Source organism: Pseudoalteromonas sp. NFXS53, assembly GCF_056629255.1.
In genome coordinates, this window is the sequence record NZ_JBWVBR010000006.1 from 121,295 (window position 1) to 139,375 (window position 18,081).

The 18,081-nt window shown below is 41.2% G+C and carries 16 protein-coding genes; 5 read left to right on the plus strand and 11 right to left on the minus strand.

The window, feature by feature from the left end; genetic code table 11:
• Nucleotides 1-271 precede the first annotated feature (271 nt).
• Nucleotides 272-1,909: a methyl-accepting chemotaxis protein gene (locus AC1HJP_RS08665; protein ID WP_480361468.1), complete on the plus strand. Its 1,638-nt coding sequence runs from the start codon at nucleotides 272-274 to the stop codon at nucleotides 1,907-1,909.
• A gap of 78 nt (nucleotides 1,910-1,987) precedes the next feature.
• Here AC1HJP_RS08665 and putP read toward each other — a convergent pair whose 3' ends face one another.
• A complete protein-coding gene (gene putP / locus AC1HJP_RS08670) occupies nucleotides 1,988-3,472 on the minus strand; it encodes a sodium/proline symporter PutP (RefSeq protein WP_480361469.1) in 1,485 nt (494 codons plus the stop codon).
• A 243-nt stretch (nucleotides 3,473-3,715) separates the two neighbouring features.
• Between putP and AC1HJP_RS08675 the strand changes: the two genes are divergently transcribed.
• Nucleotides 3,716-4,942: an EAL and HDOD domain-containing protein gene (locus AC1HJP_RS08675; RefSeq protein ID WP_480361470.1), complete on the plus strand. Its 1,227-nt coding sequence runs from the start codon at nucleotides 3,716-3,718 to the stop codon at nucleotides 4,940-4,942.
• A 137-nt stretch (nucleotides 4,943-5,079) separates the two neighbouring features.
• The gene (locus tag AC1HJP_RS08680) at nucleotides 5,080-7,098 is read left to right on the plus strand and encodes a TonB-dependent copper receptor (RefSeq protein WP_480361471.1); all 2,019 of its coding nucleotides are present in this window, start codon (nucleotides 5,080-5,082) and stop codon (nucleotides 7,096-7,098) included.
• A gap of 65 nt (nucleotides 7,099-7,163) precedes the next feature.
• Here AC1HJP_RS08680 and AC1HJP_RS08685 read toward each other — a convergent pair whose 3' ends face one another.
• From AC1HJP_RS08685 to ccmA, 10 genes are read right to left on the minus strand one after another with little or no spacing between them, the layout of a single operon-like run.
• Nucleotides 7,164-7,898, minus strand: coding sequence for an MlaA family lipoprotein (locus tag AC1HJP_RS08685; protein WP_480361472.1), 735 nt, complete (start codon nucleotides 7,896-7,898; stop codon nucleotides 7,164-7,166).
• Nucleotides 7,899-9,173, minus strand: coding sequence for a c-type cytochrome biogenesis protein CcmI (gene ccmI, locus AC1HJP_RS08690; RefSeq protein WP_480361539.1), 1,275 nt, complete (start codon nucleotides 9,171-9,173; stop codon nucleotides 7,899-7,901). It lies immediately after the preceding gene.
• A gap of 5 nt (nucleotides 9,174-9,178) precedes the next feature.
• Complete coding sequence (locus AC1HJP_RS08695) at nucleotides 9,179-9,643, minus strand: cytochrome c-type biogenesis protein (protein WP_480361473.1); 465 nt, start codon at nucleotides 9,641-9,643, stop codon at nucleotides 9,179-9,181.
• Entirely contained in the window at nucleotides 9,640-10,212 is a 573-nt protein-coding gene (locus tag AC1HJP_RS08700; protein WP_138483324.1) for a DsbE family thiol:disulfide interchange protein, read from the minus strand. Before AC1HJP_RS08700 ends, AC1HJP_RS08695 begins: the two co-directional genes overlap by 4 nt.
• A complete protein-coding gene (locus AC1HJP_RS08705; protein ID WP_480361474.1) occupies nucleotides 10,209-12,161 on the minus strand; it encodes a heme lyase CcmF/NrfE family subunit in 1,953 nt (650 codons plus the stop codon). Before AC1HJP_RS08705 ends, AC1HJP_RS08700 begins: the two co-directional genes overlap by 4 nt.
• 1 nt (nucleotide 12,162) lies before the next feature.
• Complete coding sequence (gene ccmE / locus AC1HJP_RS08710) at nucleotides 12,163-12,642, minus strand: cytochrome c maturation protein CcmE (RefSeq protein ID WP_058029223.1); 480 nt, start codon at nucleotides 12,640-12,642, stop codon at nucleotides 12,163-12,165.
• The gene (ccmD, locus tag AC1HJP_RS08715) at nucleotides 12,639-12,842 is read right to left on the minus strand and encodes a heme exporter protein CcmD (protein ID WP_480361475.1); all 204 of its coding nucleotides are present in this window, start codon (nucleotides 12,840-12,842) and stop codon (nucleotides 12,639-12,641) included. The genes ccmE and ccmD overlap by 4 nt, the downstream gene beginning before the upstream one ends.
• 2 nt (nucleotides 12,843-12,844) lie before the next feature.
• A complete protein-coding gene (locus AC1HJP_RS08720) occupies nucleotides 12,845-13,582 on the minus strand; it encodes a heme ABC transporter permease (RefSeq protein WP_138483332.1) in 738 nt (245 codons plus the stop codon).
• Nucleotide 13,583: 1 nt separating this feature from the next.
• Nucleotides 13,584-14,270 (minus strand): heme exporter protein CcmB, encoded by a 687-nt coding sequence (gene ccmB / locus AC1HJP_RS08725; protein ID WP_138559509.1) that lies wholly within the window; start codon nucleotides 14,268-14,270, stop codon nucleotides 13,584-13,586.
• Complete coding sequence (gene ccmA, locus AC1HJP_RS08730; RefSeq protein WP_480361540.1) at nucleotides 14,270-14,890, minus strand: cytochrome c biogenesis heme-transporting ATPase CcmA; 621 nt, start codon at nucleotides 14,888-14,890, stop codon at nucleotides 14,270-14,272. The genes ccmB and ccmA overlap by 1 nt, the downstream gene beginning before the upstream one ends.
• 102 nt (nucleotides 14,891-14,992) lie before the next feature.
• Here ccmA and fliK point away from each other — a divergent pair, with 102 nt between their 5' ends.
• A complete protein-coding gene (gene fliK, locus AC1HJP_RS08735; RefSeq protein WP_480361476.1) occupies nucleotides 14,993-17,770 on the plus strand; it encodes a flagellar hook-length control protein FliK in 2,778 nt (925 codons plus the stop codon).
• Nucleotides 17,771-17,781: 11 nt separating this feature from the next.
• Nucleotides 17,782-18,078, plus strand: a complete 297-nt coding sequence (locus AC1HJP_RS08740) for an EscU/YscU/HrcU family type III secretion system export apparatus switch protein (protein WP_480361477.1) — start codon at nucleotides 17,782-17,784, stop codon at nucleotides 18,076-18,078.
• Nucleotides 18,079-18,081 lie beyond the last annotated feature (3 nt).

Sequence of the window (18,081 nt, forward strand, 5' to 3'; positions counted from 1 at the left end):
CCCTCTTCTGAGGGCTTTTTTATTGCATTTTCGTTTATAAATCACCATACAACTTTTGGCTTAAGACCAATCTCCTATTGCCTTGATCTAGAATAAAAAAACACTATAAACCCCTGTTTTAAATATATTTGATCACTCAAGTTGTGACAAAATCAAATCTTTAAACTAAGCTAAATTTTATTACTAGATGCAGATCCAACAGCATGCTTCTTCGCGCAAAAGCTGTTTTGCGTAGCTTAGACAAGCTTAAATATAAAAAGGTGGTGAATGTATGCAGTTTTTAAGAAACTTCTCAATATTTCAACGGCTGCTAATGATATTAGGCGTGGTCGCATTAGGTCTTGTGTTACTAAGTTTAACGAGTCTTCCACAGCAATTTTCTAGTCTAGAGCAGCAACAATATGAGAAGACCAAAAACCTCGTGGAGAACACTTTTGGCATCATAGAGCATTTTCACGACTTGCAACAATCTGGTGAATTGACCCAAGCTCAAGCTCAAAAAGCAGCCCTTGATGCTATTTCTAAGCTCCGCTACGACACTGACAATTACTATTGGATCAATGATTACAACCCAAATATGGTTATGCATCCAATGAAACCGCAATTAGTCGGTAAGTCACTCTCAGCGAGTAAAGACCCTGATGGCACATACCTATTTATGGAAATGGTCAAAATTGTCCGTCAACAAGGTGAAGGATTTGTGCCTTACAAATGGCCAAAACCAGGGTTTGATGACCCTGTAGACAAAATCTCTTATGTTAAAGGGTTTGCGCCTTGGCAATGGATTTTGGGCTCTGGTGTTTATCTAGATTCCATTGAAGAAGACTTTGCAGAGCTAAGAAATTTAATGATTATTGATGTAGTTGTCTTGCTTATCATTTTAGCCGCACTGATTTCTTTAATTAGCAATAGTATTCTCAACCCCGTCAATTTAGCGACTGAAATGATGAAGAACATTTCCCATGGCGAAGGTGATCTCACCCAACGGCTAGATGAATCAGGCAAAGACGAGATATCACAATTAGCGAATTACTTTAACGCCTACACTGAAAAAATGCGCCACTCTATAGAGCGCGTTTCCCACAGTGCAACTGAGGTCGAAAGGCTTTCAAATTCAGTAGATGATACAGGTAAAGTCAATTTGAATCATATTGAACATCAAAATGATAATAGTCGACAAGTTGCCACTGCGGTTGAACAAATGAGTATGCAGATAAGGGAAGTAAGCGAAAATGCCGAAGCCGCTGAGCATGCTGCTAATGATGCGCTCAAGAATAGCAATAACGGTAAGCAAGTTGTGGCTAAGACCATCACTGCGATAGAAACTTTATCGAGTAATATTCAAGAAGTCAGTGAGGTAACCACTGTGCTTGCTGAAGAAAGTAATAATATAGGCTCTGTATTAGATGTAATTAGAGGGATCTCAGAGCAAACCAATTTACTGGCCTTAAATGCCGCTATTGAAGCTGCCAGAGCGGGCGAGCAAGGTCGTGGCTTTGCGGTTGTAGCAGATGAAGTTAGAACCCTTGCTAGCCGTACAGGGCAAAGTACCGATGAAATTCAAACTATGATAGAGAAATTGCAAAAAGGTGCTCAGGAAGCTGTGAGTGCTGTGCAGGCAAGTCAGCAAATCTCTGAAGACACAGTAAAGCAAGTTGCAGAAGCCGATGAAGTGTTAAATGAAATAGAACGACTCATCATGTCAATTACAGATATGAATAGCCATATAGCTCGCGCAACTGAAGAGCAAAGCACGGCTGCACAGGAAGTAAATATTCGTATAACCGATCTGTCAGAAGCCACAGATCACTCTTTAGAAACGACACATGCTCTTACCGAAGCAAGCTTAAGTTTAAAGCAAGCAAGCCATCAATTATCTGAAATTGTGAAGGGATTTAAGATCCATTAAGTAGAAGGTTATCTGTCAGTCGTTATTAAAAACAACAAAGGGAGCATATCGCTCCCTTTTCATTTATTAAATATCAGGCTATGCATTTAATTCTTGTTCATACTCAGCAAATTTATCGCTGATTTGCGCAGATGGCTCATCTGTAATTAAACTCACCACAACAATAGCAATTGAAGAAAGAATAAAGCCTGGGACGATCTCATAGATTAAACTACTTAAAGACTGACCATTAATCTGGATCGGTGCATAAATCCAAATAAGAACGGTCCCTGCTCCAACGAGCATGCCAGCTAATGCACCAGCAAAGTTCATACGCTTCCACAGTAAGCTAAATAATACTAGCGGCCCAAATGCTGCACCGAACCCTGCCCACGCATTACTTACCAAGTCTAAAATTGAACTATCACGGTCATACGCCAAATAGATAGCACACAATGCAACCAGCGCCACACTGATGCGACCTACTAATACAAGCTCTTTATCTGTCGCATCACGGCGGATAAAGATTTTGTAAAAGTCTTCTGTTAATGAGCTTGAACTCACCAATAACTGTGAAGAAATTGTACTCATAATTGCCGCCAAAATCGCCGCCAGTAAGAACCCTGCAATCAATGGGTGGAATAATAACTGCGACAAAATTAAAAATATTGTTTCAGGGTCGTCGACTACAAGGTTTTTTTCATGGGCATAAGCAGCACCAAACAGGCCAGTAAAGACTGCGCCCAAGGCTGCAATTATCATCCAGCTCATACCGATACGACGCGCTACCGGCATATCTTTCACACTACGTACAGACATAAAACGTACTATGATATGAGGCTGACCAAAATAACCTAACCCCCAAGACATGGCAGAGACAATGCCGATGGCACCACCTGCGCCAATCCAAGTCAACATCTGCGGATTCAATTCATTGAGCGTGATCGAAAGTGGGTTATCTAGTAAAGAGAAAGTGACAAGAGGAACCAAAATTAACGCCACAAACATAATACAGCCTTGCACAAAATCAGTGAGACTTACTGCTAAGAACCCACCAAATAAAGTGTAAAGTACCACTACACCTGTTGTGATATATAAGCCTGATTCATAGCTCATGCCGAATGAGCTCTCGAACAGCTTACCGCCAGCGACAACACCTGAAGAAGTGTATAACGTGAAGAAGATGATGATTACTAAAGCCGATACAATTCTTAACGCGTTGCCTCTATCTTCAAAGCGATTTGCAAAATAATCAGGAATGGTGATGGCATCATTTGCCACTTCGGTATAAACACGCAGCCTTGGGGCAACTAATAAATAGTTCAACCAGGCACCTATCACTAAGCCTGTTGCAATCCAAGTGCTGCTAAAACCTGTCACGAACATTGCACCTGGTAAGCCCATCAAAATCCAACCACTCATGTCTGAAGCGCCGGCAGAGAGAGCCGCAACACTAGGTGGTAGACTGCGCCCACCTAACATATAACCTGAAACATCACTGGTTGACTTACGATAAGCATACAAGCCAATGCCTAACATCACGATAAAATACAAAATGAGAGATACTAAAGTACCTGTTTCCAAAACTTACCTCCATTTACTCATTAAGAGAATCTTGGTTGGTGAATAAATATTAATCTTATTATCAAGATGACTATAACATGTATGAAAAACTAACCCCAGCCAAGTGCGGTTAACATCAAAAACACACACCAAACTAGGAACAAAGCATTAATACTGGGTTATTAATTGTAAATTAGTTAATGATTTAATACGCATTATATTTTATATTTACGATGTAAAAGTAAGTAACAGGATCAGTAGTACATGTATTTTTATGCAGCCCGACAACCTATTTTTGACCAAAACAAACAGCTTATGGGTTATGAGCTACTGTTTCGAGATGGCGTGGATAATGTTTTCCCAAATATAGATGGGGATGAAGCCACCTCTAAGCTCATTGAAGGCAGTCAGTTTAACTTTGGTTTAGAAGACTTAACGGATAGTAAACCTGCATATATTAATTTTACACTGGATACCATTCTCAAAGGCTACCCTAGCATGTTACCCAGTGAACAGGTCGTTATAGAAATTCTCGAAACCGTTCAACCTGGTAAACGCTTACTTGCTGCTGTTCAAGAGCTAAAAAGTAAAGGCTATACTCTAGCCCTAGATGACTATAAGCATCAAAAAGTGTGGCGTCATTTTTATCCATACATAGACCAAATTAAAGTCGATCTGCTGATCACCTCAGATGAAGAGATTGCAGAGCTCATCGAAGCCACCAAAGAATTTGAAAATATTAAGCTTGTTGCAGAAAAAGTAGAAACCAATGAGCAATTCGAAAAGGCCGTGGCACTGGGCTTTAGTTACTTCCAGGGTTACTTTTTTGCAAAACCTGAAATGGTGAAAAGCAAGTCGCTCCCCCCTTCAGAGATGGCACTTGCAGAGCTGCTATATGAAACTTCTGTGGTTGATGTGGATATCAAAAAAATTACCTCTGTGTTTGAAAGAGATGTTAATTTATCATACAAGCTTCTTCGCTATTCTAATTCCGCTGCTTTTAAGCGCCGTGCTGAAATAAGCACAATCAAACAAGCAGTGGTCGTGCTTGGCAACCAAGAATTAAAAAAGTTTTTATCTCTATTGTTTGCTGCTCAAGTTTCATCTGAAAAACCTGTCGAGTTAATAAAACTGTCGTTAACTCGTGCTCGCTTTTGCGAACTGCTCGCACAAAAACACAAGGGGATCCAAGACACTGGCATGGCTTTTTTAGTCGGCATGATGTCACTGATGGATGCGATTTTGGATGAAAGTATGGAAGGCGTTATGAAAAAGTTGCCTTTAAGTAATTTGATCAAAGAGGCCTTAGTGCAGAAACAAGGCGTACTTTCTCAATACTTAGGCCTAATAAAAGCCTATGAGCAGGCAGACTGGGAGTTGACCTGTGAATACTGTGAACGCATAAAGTTTAGCAACGACTTATTACCTGAAATGTATAATCAAGCTCTAGCTTGGGGTAACGAGCAGCTAAAAGTCATGGAATGCGTTTAACTCGAAGTTAATTTGATATAAATCAATAACAAAGATGTCGTACCTAAAAGCCTGCTTAGGTGCGACAATCTGTCACATCCCTCTTCAAATAAAAATCTATACACTGCCCACAACTCTTTAAATCTCTGGGCTTTTAAATGAAAAAATCAATTCTAAGTGGACTTATCTGTACCGTATTAAGTGGTTATGCTGTAGCTGATGACATAGAAAAAATCGTTGTCATAGCACCAATGCAAACACCACTTAATATAAAAACCGATCCTAAATTGCCAAGGCAGCCCTTGCCTGCTCAAGATGCGTCAGATTTACTCTCAAGTATCAGTGGCTTTTCATTAATCAAAAAAGGGGCTGCAAGCTCAGATCCAGTCTTTAGAGGTCAAGCAGGTTCGCGCTTGAATATTCTAACCGATGGCAACCTCACCTTGGGTGGATGTGGAAATCGTATGGACCCTCCAACGGCTTATATTACGCCACAAACCTACGACACTCTTACCGTAATAAAAGGTCCACAAACAGTATTATATGGACCAGGTAACAGCGCTGCGACCGTATTATTTGAGCGTGATAGTTACAGAATGGATAAAGCTGGTGTAGAGGGTTTTAGCAACCTAGTGCTTGCCAATGCGGGGCGTCGCGGTATTAATTCCAAGCTTAAATTTGGAGATCAAAACTACTTTGCCAATATATCAGCCAGCTATAACAAAGCGGACAATTATAAGGATGGCAATGGCACGCATGTACATTCAGCGTACGAGAAGTGGAATACCGATTTAGAGTTCGCTTACACACCAAGTGACGATAAGATTATTAGCCTTTCACTTGGGCGTAGTGATGGCGAAGTTGCTTATGCAGATAGAGCAATGGACGGAAGTTTATTTGATAGAACTCATAGTGCAATTAAATTAGATTGGTTACTTGAAGGCACCGTCATTAAACGCATTGAAGGACAAGTTTTTTACAATTATGTCGATCATATTATGGACAACTTCTCATTACGTGATTTCGTTGCAACACCAATGAACAAAATGCCTAGAGCGATGAACCCTGACAGAACAACTTACGGCGGGAAGTTTTTAGCACACGGTGAGTACAATAAAACGAGCAAGTTTAGCATTGGCGTTGACCATCAAAGTAATGAACATACAAATCGTATGTCGATGAATATCAATATGATGCCAATTGACAATCAAACGCGTACTACCGACGGACATTTTGAGCAGTTTGGCGTGTTTGCTGAATACGAATTTAGTCCAGAGGAAAACAAACAATGGGTATCGGGCTTGCGCGTAGACAGGTGGCAAGCAACTGATGAGCGTAAAATGGTCGGTTCAATGATGATGATGTCCCCTAACCCTACCGCTTTTCAGACCCGAAAGTCATCTTTGTATAGTGGGTTCACAAGATTTCAAGCACAAACCGAAAATACCAGTTACTTTGCTGGCTTCGGTTATGTAGAGCGATTTCCAGATTACTGGGAATTACTAGGTGCGGGTCGAAGCAGCGAAAAGACGACAAGTGCTTTTAACACAAAGCATGAAGCCACAAGTCAATTCGATTTAGGCTTAGTTCACCAAACTGATAATTGGCAAAGCTCAGCTTCTGTTTTCTACAATCAAACCGATGATTTTATTCTCGTCGACAATACGTTTGAGAAAATGGGCAAACCGGCAAAAGTAACGCGTAACGTGGACTCTGAGAGCTTTGGTTTTGAGTTAGACAGCAAATATTCACTGACGAAGTCATTATCAACCGGTGCAAGTATCAGTTGGGTAAGGGCTACAAATCTAACTGATCATAAACCATTGGCGCAACAACCTGCTTTACAGGCTCGTTTTACTCTTGATTATGCTCTAAAAGATTGGCAGCTTGGCATGCTCTGGCGTATTGTACAAAAGCAACATCGTGTTGCTGTTGGTCAGGGTAATATCGCAGGTCAAGACGTTTCAGAGTCCGCCGGTTACGGTGTGCTGTCAATGAATGCTAACTACAGTCAAAATCAAAACATAGACTGGAGTTTTGGAATAGATAATTTACTCGACAAAGCCTACAGCGAGCACTTTAGTCGTGCAGGTGCGGCTGTCAATGGCTATGAGCAAACCAGCAGAGTGAACGAAGCTGGGTTAACTGCTTGGCTTAACCTCAACTGGCGTTTTTAACTCTTAGAGTTAGATAAAAAAAGCCAAGTCAACGACTTGGCTTTCTATTAAGTATGCTTGCGCGCTTAAAGATTCTCTAAGAAGTCTTCATCAAAATCTTCAACTTCTTCTTCTTTGATTGGTGGGTTACCATCATAAAGCTCATAAAGTTGACGCTGGAAGTAAATATCTTTCATGAACACATACGGGTCAAGTGACTCACGAAGCAACTTTTCTTGTGACAAAAGGCTCGCACGTGTATCTATCGCCCTCACAGCAAATACCAATAGGCTTTGTGGTGTTGATAAAGCCAACTCTGGCAACACGAAGTTATCGACTACATCACCTGTGATGTTTCTAGCAGTAGAAGGTCCATAGCCTGGCAACATCAAATAAGCCCCATCACCAACGCCCCATACACCTAAGGTCTGACCAAAGTCTTCATCTTTATGCTTTAAGCCTAATGAGCTTGCAACATCAAAGAGACCAAAAATACCGACCGTTGAATTCACCAAGAACCGCGCAGTATTAATGCCTGTATCTTTTGGTTTTCCCTGCAATAATGAGTTAACCGCATCAGTGGGAGCTGCAATATTAGTAGTAAACGCATAGACACTTTTTCTAACCGGATCATTGGTTACGGCTAGGTATCCTTCGGCGACAGGCTTCAAAATATATGCATCAAGTACATCCATATTGAAGTCATACACTGTTCTGTTGATACTTTGAAGCGGATCTCTCTCATCAACTTTTTCAGGGGCAACTGTTGCACACCCAGAAATAATGAGTGCAGCAAACGCAGATAATATAGGTTTTAACATTTAGCTTCCTGTGCTGGTTATTACACGACTGATCTCAACACGCACAATTGAAGGCGCATTATCTAAGGCTATCACGTCTGATTGACCTTCTAAGTCGCCCGTCTGTACCGTTACAGCTTCATCACTTGAAACTCGGGCAGTGATCTCAACTTTTTCAAAATTAGAAAGCTTCAAATCAGGCATCATAGCCATGCTGTCATCAAGTGTAACAGTAATCGGAAATTGAAATTGTTTTAATTTGTTCACAGCCAATGGCATTGGCGGGCCATTATGGGCTTTAGCAAAAATAAACAGCGTCGCATTGTCAGGTAACTGACTTGCTATAGATTCATTTAACGACACAGATACCGTCAACGACGCACCTGCAGGAGGCTGATTTTCTTCATGTGCGTGTGCATCAGGATTAATTTTATGTTCGATATCATGAATACGCTCTGAAATCATGGCATAACGGGGGTCATCTTGGGTCATAGAAGATTGCAGTACTTCAAATGCGGCTTTCGCTTCTTCCCAGTCTTGACGCTCATATGCGATTAACGCCAATAGCGAAATCGCATCCATATTACTTGGATCAGACTGTAAAACTTTTGATAGCATTCTCGCTGCGCGATTCATGCTTGGCTCTGTACCTTCAATTAATAACACTTGGCTGAAGTTCACCAATACATTGTTATTATCAGGTTGCATAACCAGTGCTTTTTCAAAAGCTTGCTTGGCCATATCATTATCACCCAGTGACATAGCAACACGGCCTAACAGCATCCAAGCAACGGCATCATCGCCACTTTCTGCCAGCTTTGTGCGAAGGCCTAAAGCAAATGCTTGAAGTTCATTTTGAGACAATGGTTCGCCTTGCTGTAAAACCGCACGCTCACCAAATTCTGGCAACCTATCGATGGCGGTATACCAGTCTTCTATTTGTTTTTGACTGCCTGTAAAGCCATAAAATACCGCACTCACAGCAACTAAAAAAGCCAAGCCGGTTAGCGCGAATATGCGGTTGTTGCCTCGAGCATTAAGTTGTTTCTCAGGAGATAACTCATTAAGCAAGCGGCGCTTTAATTCAACAATTGATTCGTTGTACGCAGTTTGCTCGATTTTTTTATCCGCAAACTCTTGCTCTAAATCATCTAGGCGCTGTTGATAAATGGCAATACGCTCTGCATTGGCATCAGAATCAACCGCGATGACCTTTTCACGTCGTAAAAATGGCACCACAACAAATAAAGCGGCAAGAATTGATAATAGAGCAAACATGCCCCACATTTGCGTCATTGCGCTCATGAATTATGCTCCTGACGTTGGTACTGCTTGATCAGTTGCGCGAGCTTTTCTTCGTCTTGCGCATTCCACTTTTGTTTCTTTGACGCCTTCTTTTGTCGAAAGACAATAAAGCCAAAACCAATGATCACAATTAATACTGGTAATACCCAAAGTACAATGGTTGCAGGTGTAACCGGCGGTTGGTAGTGAACGAAGTAACCATAACGGTCAATCATGTAATCAATGACTTCTTGCTTTGATTTTCCTTCATTAACTAGCACTAGTACCTTGTCACGTAAGTCCTTTGCAACAATCGCATCTGAATCAGCGATATTCTGGTTTTGACATTTCGGGCAACGAAGCTCTTGCGTAAGGGCCTTGAAGGTTGCTGCACGCTCAGCATTCGCAAACTCATATTCATCTTGGGCACTATAAGCTGAAAAGCTTAAAATACTCAGAAATAACACAGTTAAGATTCTCATTCTGATAACTCCTGCATCACAGGTGCAAACTTAGCACGCCAAACTCGAGGGTTTATATCTCCTGTGTGGTGCAATAAAATCGTACCATTGGCATCAACAAGGAAAGTTTCCGGCGCACCTGAGACGCCTAAATCAAGTGCCAGTGTGCGGTCTAGGTCTAAAATATTGAATTGATATGGGTTACCAGCTCTATCAAGCATATTCTGCACTTCATTACGCAGTGCATTAATATCAAATTGATCGCCAAAGTCTGGATCATAAGCTTGCTCATAATACAAACCAATAATGCGTACTCCTCGCTCCCTCAGCTCAGTAAGATAACCCAATTCAGCGATACAGGTCGGGCACCAAGTGCCCCACACATTCAGTAAATATACGTCACCTTTTAGGTCTGTATCACGCCACTGTTTTGATTCATCCATTAAATCAGGTAAAACAAAGCTTGGCATCGTTTGACCTATACGACCTGTTTGTAATTCTCTTGGGTTACCAAACAAGCCTTGGTATAAGAAAACGCACAAGAAGATAAAGATTAAAAAAGGAATAAACCCTAATAGCTTTTTATTCATGCTATAGCTCCCTTTACCTTTCTTCTACGGTAACGCTTATCTGCCACAACCATGAAGCCGGCAAGTGAAATTAAGATACCACCTAGCCACATCCAGCGAACGTAAGGTTTGTGATAAATACGTAACGACCATGCACCTTCACTCAGTTGCTCACCAAGTGCTAGATATAAATCTCTGAAGAAACCATCATCAATCGCGGCTTCTGTCATAAATTGCATGCCGATATCATATAGGCGTTTTTCAGCATATAACTCAACGATGAATTTATCGTCTTTCAACACTGTTACCACACCCGCATGACCACTGTAGTTAGGACCACGGATTTCCTTTACACCATCGAATCGATAGCTGTATTCGTTTAGCTGTGCCACGTCACCTGGTTTCATACTGACTGAACGTTCAACTGAATACGCTGATGTGAGTGTCACACTGGCTATCACAAATGCAATACCAATATGGCCAAGCACCATTGCCCAATAACTTAACCCTAAACGCTTTAAACCATTAGAGAAACTGTCTTGTGCTGACGCTTTATCAAAGATATCTAACAATGTGCCTAACGTGATCCACACTGCAAGCGCCGTTGCAATAAACGTCATCGGCGCAACATATTCATAGTTAGGTAATAACCACAATGCCGTCAGCGCCAGAGCTAAGATCAACATGCCTCCCCATTTTTTTACCATAGGTGGTAATTGGTTTTGCTTCCAACGCATCATAGGTGCAATGCCTAGTAATAAAGCAAAAGGAACGACCAAAATAGAGAACATTTGATTAAAGAAAGGCACACCAATTGAAATTGTGCCCAAGCCTAACTCTTTATGGATCATAGGCAACAAAGTGCCCAGTAGCACAATGAGGGTTGCAACAACTAAAAATATATTATTTGCCCAAAGAGTCACTTCTCGAGAAGCAAACTTATAGCGTCCCTCACTATAAACTTCAGAAACGCGCATTGCATATAACGCTAAGCTGCCGCCAACCACAACGCCTAAGAACGACAGGATATATAGTCCTCGGTCTGGATCAGTCGCGAAGGCATGCACTGAGACAATGATCCCTGAACGAACAATAAAGGTACCCAGCAAACATAAACTAAACGCAGTAATCGCAAGTAATACCGTCCAAGATTTAAACACGCCGCGTTTCTCAGTCACTGCTAAAGAGTGAAGCAACGCAGTGGCAACGAGCCATGGCATCAGTGAAGCGTTTTCAACTGGATCCCAGAACCACCATCCGCCCCAGCCGAGTTCAGCATACGCCCACCAACTACCGATAGTGATACCTAATGTTAAGAAACCCCACGCAACCATAGTCCATGGGCGAGACCATTTAGCCCAAGTATTATCAAGCTTGCCTGTTAGTAATGCCGCAATTGCAAACGCAAAAGATACAGACAGGCCCACATAGCCCATATAAAGCAATGGCGGGTGAATGATCATACCAGGGTCTTGTAGAAGCGGATTTAAATCACGCCCTTCTACGGGGTAATAAGGCAGTAAACGCTCAAATGGGCTCGACATCCATAAGGTATAAAGCATAAAACCAACACCCAAGAAACCCAGAACGCCAAGTACGCGAGCACGTAAAACCCAAGGTAACGAGTTTGACATAAGCGCAACTAATGCAGTCCAAGATGACTGCATTACTAGCCAAAGTAGAATAGCACCTTCATGGCCACCCCAAGTCGACGTAACCTTATAATACCAAGGTAAAGTTGTGCTTGAATGATGTGCCACATACGCGACGGTAAAATCATCCGTCAGCGTGACATAAATTAAAATTGCGAAAGAAAATAGGACAAAAAGACACTGACCAACAGCCAAAGAAGGCGCTGCTCGCATTAACCTAAGATTACCGGTGTAAGCGCCCCATAAAGGAAAAATACATAGCAACAGGCTTAAGCCCATTGCTAGTACAAGCGAGAAATAACCAATTTCTGGGATCATACTAATTCTCGTTATTTAAATTATATTTTGGTTTTTCGTGTTTGATACCTTTAACGGCTTCTGCAATTTCAGCAGGCATATATTCTTCATCATGCTTGGCTAAAACTTCAAAGGCCTCAATCACATCAGGCTCAATTAAAGTACCTTGTGCGACAATACCCTGACCTTCACGAAACAGATCTGGCAAAATACCATGATAGCGAATAGTCACCATCGGGCCGGTATCAATGAGCTTAAACTCAACATCTAACGAAGTTTCATCGCGCTTTACTGAGCCTGGTACAACCATGCCGCCAATTCGTAACTTTTGACCTACAAATGGCATTTCATAGTTTTCACCCTTACCATTTATGAGCTCTGACGGGGTATAGAACAAATTAATGTTTTCTTGTAATGCGTATAAAGTTAAGCCAATCGCTGAGCCAAGACCAAAGATAATGCCTAACACAGCAAACATGCGCTTTTTACGTCTAGGGTTCATGCTTGCGCCTCCTCTTTTGCTTTCTTAATACGCTCTTCACGCAACATTTGCGCTTTTACTTCTTTTTTTAGTTTCTTACCACCGTTAAGAGAACTAAGTAGAATACCAGCCAGAATAGCGGCACAAGAACCATATGAAAGCCACACAAAGAAGCCGTAGCCACCCATAGCTATAAAGTCACTAAAAGATTCGAACTGCATTGTTAACCTCGACTTACTAAACTGCGTACCCAAGGACGGTGTTTTTCACGCTGAAGAATTTCATTTTTTAAGCGAATCAGTGTAATCACACCCACAAAACCAGCAAAGCCTGCGATGTTGATAAATAAAGGCCACAACATGCTAGGGTCAATTGCCGACGTATCAAACTTAGTGATGGTTGCACCTTGATGTAACGTGTTCCACCACTCAACTGAGAAATGAATAATAGGTAAATTGATCACACCTACAATCGCTAAGATACAAGCCGCTTTACCCGCCGCCTTTTTATCTTCAAACGCATGATAGAGCGATAAAACCCCTAGATATAAAAATAAAAGAATGAGCTCTGAGGTTAAGCGTGCATCCCACACCCACCATGCTCCCCACATAGGCTTACCCCATGCAGCACCGGTGATGAGAGCAATTGCAGTCATTGCAGCCCCTACAGGCGCAATCGCAATTACAGCCAACTCAGCATTTCTCAACTGCCAGACGAGCGCCACAATTGCAGCAATCGCCATTGAAGAATACGCGCCCATAGACAAAATGGCTGAAGGCACATGAATAAAGATGATCCTGTAGCTGTCTTTTTGTTGGTAATCAGCTGGCGCAAACGCTAAGCCCCAGACCCAACCAACAACTAAACAGACAACGGTAATTACGGCAAAATACGGCAGTAAGGTGTTACACAACTGGTATGCACGATCTGCTTTAGCGTAGGGATGTAACCATTTCCACATGTTAACTTACACTCACTCTTAATGCTGACGATATGGCCAAAGGTGCGGCAATGCAGGCAACTGCTAACATCGCACCCAAGATTGCAAGCTGTCCGCCATATGCCAGCGACATACTGCTGGTATCAATGGCTGAGGTTGCAAAAATTAGGACAGGAATATAAAGAGGTAAAACAAGTAAACTCATTAGAATACCTCCTTTTTGTAAGCCCACTGTTAAACCAGCGCCAATGGCACCGATAAAGCTTAACAATGGAGTTCCGATTAATAAGGTTAAAATGGTTGCACCGAGCGCCTGAGACTCAAGGTTCATCAAAAGTGCAAACATGGGTGCCATTAGAACCATAGGTAAACCGGTGATGGTCCAATGCGCAAAGACTTTCGCTAACACGCACAAAGACAACGGATAGGGCGAGGCAATCATTTGCTCTAATGAACCATCGTGATAATCATCTCTGAATAACTTATCAAGGCCTAGCATGGTAGACAGTAACGCTGCGACCCAAATAATACCTGGCGCCATGCGAGCTAATAACCCAGGCTCAGGACCTATTGCTAGAGGAAACAACGTAATGACGATGAGGAAAAACAATAACGGGTTTACTATTTCAGCACGTTGTCTAAATGCTAAAGTGACATCTTTGCTGTATACAGCTTTAAAAAGCTGCCAATAAGAATGATTTACTTGCATTAGTGTCGATACTCCAGCACTAAAGTTTGTAATTGTTCAAAATGCTGCGTGAGGTCTTGGTGTGTTGTTAATAAAATTGAACCGCCTTGCTCGAGATGCTCATTAAAGCGGCACTGCAACATGGCAACGCCTTTTTTATCTAGGGCTGTAAAAGGCTCATCTAAAATCCACAGCTTTGCGCTGTTAAGCCAAAGTCTAACCAGTGCAACTCGGCGTTGCTGGCCTGCTGATAGTGTTCTGACAGGTACATCTTCTAGACCCACTAAGCCTAACTTACCTAATAAGTTATAAACCTGACTTTCATCGTTATAACCGTGAACACGCAACCAATGACAGACATTTTCAAATGCTGTAAGTTGAGTGTTTACACCCGTTTTATGCCCAATGAACAATAACTCAGCAGCAAATTCATCGTAATAATCATTAATTGAGCGCTGCTCGAACAGTACTTCACCCTCTTCTGGTTGAGCAAAGCCTGACAAAATCCTCAATAAAGAGGTTTTCCCCGCACCATTTGGGCCTTCAATTTGCATAATCTTGCCAGATCCGAGTGTAAAGCTAAGCGCTTCAAATAAACAGCGTTCTTGCTTGACGCAAGTGACAGATTTAACCTCTAGCAAATTAGTATTCTCGGTGCGTAAAATTGGGCGATAGTCTACCATAATGGTATGGTAATACGAACAGAGCTTTGCGACCGATTACTGAAAATTTGATTTAAAATAATGAATGAATTGCCAATTATAAACCTGAACTCGGTCTCATCTGAGTCTATCTCAACTTTAAGCGAAGCAAACAAGCGCGCTTTGCATAACTCGATTGAGCAATCGTTCTTAGCCAAAAACATTTCGATAAAATCTGATTCTATCAGTATGGACATCGAAATAAATGGACGCTGGCAAACGGTTCGCCTTGCAATAGAGCCTCAAAGTCAAAAACTCGAATTACCAGAAGCAATTGTTAAACTCGATGAAACGGGGTTAAAGTTAACATTACAAACCCCAAAACAAGGTGTACATATCAAGGCTACTGACCAATTACTCTCTCTGTTGAACTTTTTAAAAGGAGATTCAATTGGCCCAAATATCACGACACACGCTGAAATAAAAACCACACCCGCAAGCCTTCAACTTCCTAAGCTTGATGTAAATCTAGCAATCAATCCAAGTCTTGCAAAAATACTTGCCGCAGAGCCTAAATTAATTGCAAAGTTAAATGCCAATACTGCACAGGTATTACTCACGATAAATGATCGCTTTGGAGAACAACTGCTCAAACAACCAATCGCCAAGAATAAAATTACACAGAGCCTGACAAATAGCTTTCCCTCTATGATGCTTAACTTTTCTGAGAAAGCGCCAAAAATTCAACACCCTGTCACCAAAGCCGCTTTATCACTCAGAAATGTAGAACTGCTTTCAGCAAACATCCAAGACAAAAGCTGGCGGGCTGCAACACCTACTTCCACCATGCATGGCCTTGAAATTAGTGAAAAGTCGAAACAATATGCTATTCAATTAAAGCATTCAGCTAAGTCAATGCTTACACAGGCTACAAAGTTGGAAAGACCAACAAACGAGGCCCCTCTCAAATCAGGGTTAAATTATGACAAGCCTTTACTGAATGTTTCATTTAAAGACGTAAAGCAAGCAGTACGAACTGCATTACAAAATCTTATTGCAGCGCCTTTTATGTTGATCGGTGAGAAAAACAGTAAAAACACTGTTTCTTCAAATGTGAATATCGCGGCTGTTGTGAATAAATTACCTACCTTGAACAATACACCCGCTTTTCAAGCGCTCATTTATCCAGAAACCAAAAACTTAAAATCAGAACCTATTGTGCAGTTATTTTCTCAGATCAGACAAACAATAGCTTATACACCTCAATTTACGATTACGACACCACTTAAAGTACCTGAGCACCTTTTAACAAGCTTACTCTTTTCTCAGGAAAATTTGAAAGGAACGCCTAAAGCGTCTATGACATCAAGTGTAAGTGATCCTAATAAGCTTCCAGCTGAGTCAATGCAATCACCCAAGCAAGAGTCATCATTACAGCAGTCAAAAGCCAACCAGGTGAAGGCTGAAATAGACCCCATCAAAGCTCAAATTGCTACGCAAGAAAGGTTTATATCTAAAGAGGCAATTCAAAGAACATCTTTAAGCAACGAAGTTAACTCTGAAAAAGGGCTAACCTCCCCCTTTCTAGGAAATAAAAGCGCAAATATAAGTGAGCAATTACAAACACCAAAAACTGCTATTAACGAAATAAAAACTCGCTCTACGGCTTATACTTCATCAAACCTACAAAGTGTACTCTCGCAACTACATAAGACAGGAAAAGAACAAAATGATGTTAAAAGTGGTGCTGCTTCAGATACTCAAAGTTCAATGAAAAACAGTATGGGGCCGATAACACAACAAAATAAAATCGTTACGAAAAATACTAATGCTATACAACAAAGTCTCAGCCCCCAATCTGAAATAATGAACGACTCAAACCAAGTTAAGCTTGCTAGTCAAAATGTATTATCAATCATAAAGCATCATTATGTGCCTTCAGGTAGCCTTGAGAAACTTTTGATTAAGCCATTTATATCTGAGCAACAAATAGATAAAGCCAAAAAGTTGGTGCCGGAAGTAAGCTCAGAACTGATTAATAAACTCTCTCGCTTTAAGGATGAAAAGTCACCAGACCTTACACGATTGGTGCATCAAGCTTTTTCTAGAATGATAGATGAGAAACAGCACTCTTCAGCGCAAATTGCCAATGAGCTTAACTTACCAAAACCAATTGCAAGCGCTGCGACTCAAAGCAATATAAATGCAAACCTACAAAGTAGTAGTTTACTGAATAACGTTGAAAAGTTGCTGCTCACGTTTCTATCTGCGCCAAAGATGATGCAGGATGAAAATAACGATAGTTCAACTCAAGCGAAATTAGATGCTCTTTTAAAAACCCTACAACCCAATTTTAAAGCACAGAATATCGGCCAACTTCAGCAACAAATACCCAATTTAAACTCATCTTTAATGAGTGAACTCGTGCAACTCAATAATAGTTTGCAACAAAATATGGTTCAGTCAGCAAACATCAACCAAAATCAAAACCAAAGTAGTGATACCCAACTATTAGTCAGTTTGTTTTTACCAACAAAGCTCCCTGACAACTGCAAACAGACACATTTACAAATAGGCAATTATAAAAAACCAGCAAAAGGCAATTTACCTGATAAAACGGTTTGGTATATCCGATTAAATTTCGACTTCGCTGCTACTGGGAAACTCTCAGTGCAAGCTGAACTCATGGATAAATCATTAGAATGCCAATTAACTGGAAACTCCTCTCAGGTATGTGCAATAGCTGCGCCGCACCTTGATACTTTGAGAAGGAAATTAAGTGCTCATGGTCTTCAAGTGGATGACATAGAGTTAACTGAGGACAGTGAAAAAGCTGATTTGTTTTTTACTCAGCATGCTATTGTCAATATTCAGGTTTAGGTGGAGAGAAAATGGAAAAAAAATCAGCTATTGGCTTGCTATATGAAGCAGGCAAGTCACCTGAGGTTGTCTGTAAAGGGTTTGGTGACTTAGCCGATGAGATCATCATGCTAGCGAAAGAAAAAGGTATTATGATCCACGAAGATGCCGAATTGGCGTCGACATTAAATCAACTTGAGTTACACCAAGAGATCCCTAAAGAGCTCTATTATGTCATCGCCGAGTTAATTGCTTTTTCTTATGTTTTAAGAGGAAAGTTTCCACCTGGCTGGGAAGGTTTTAATAAGAAGTTGAATATAAAGGCTTGAAAA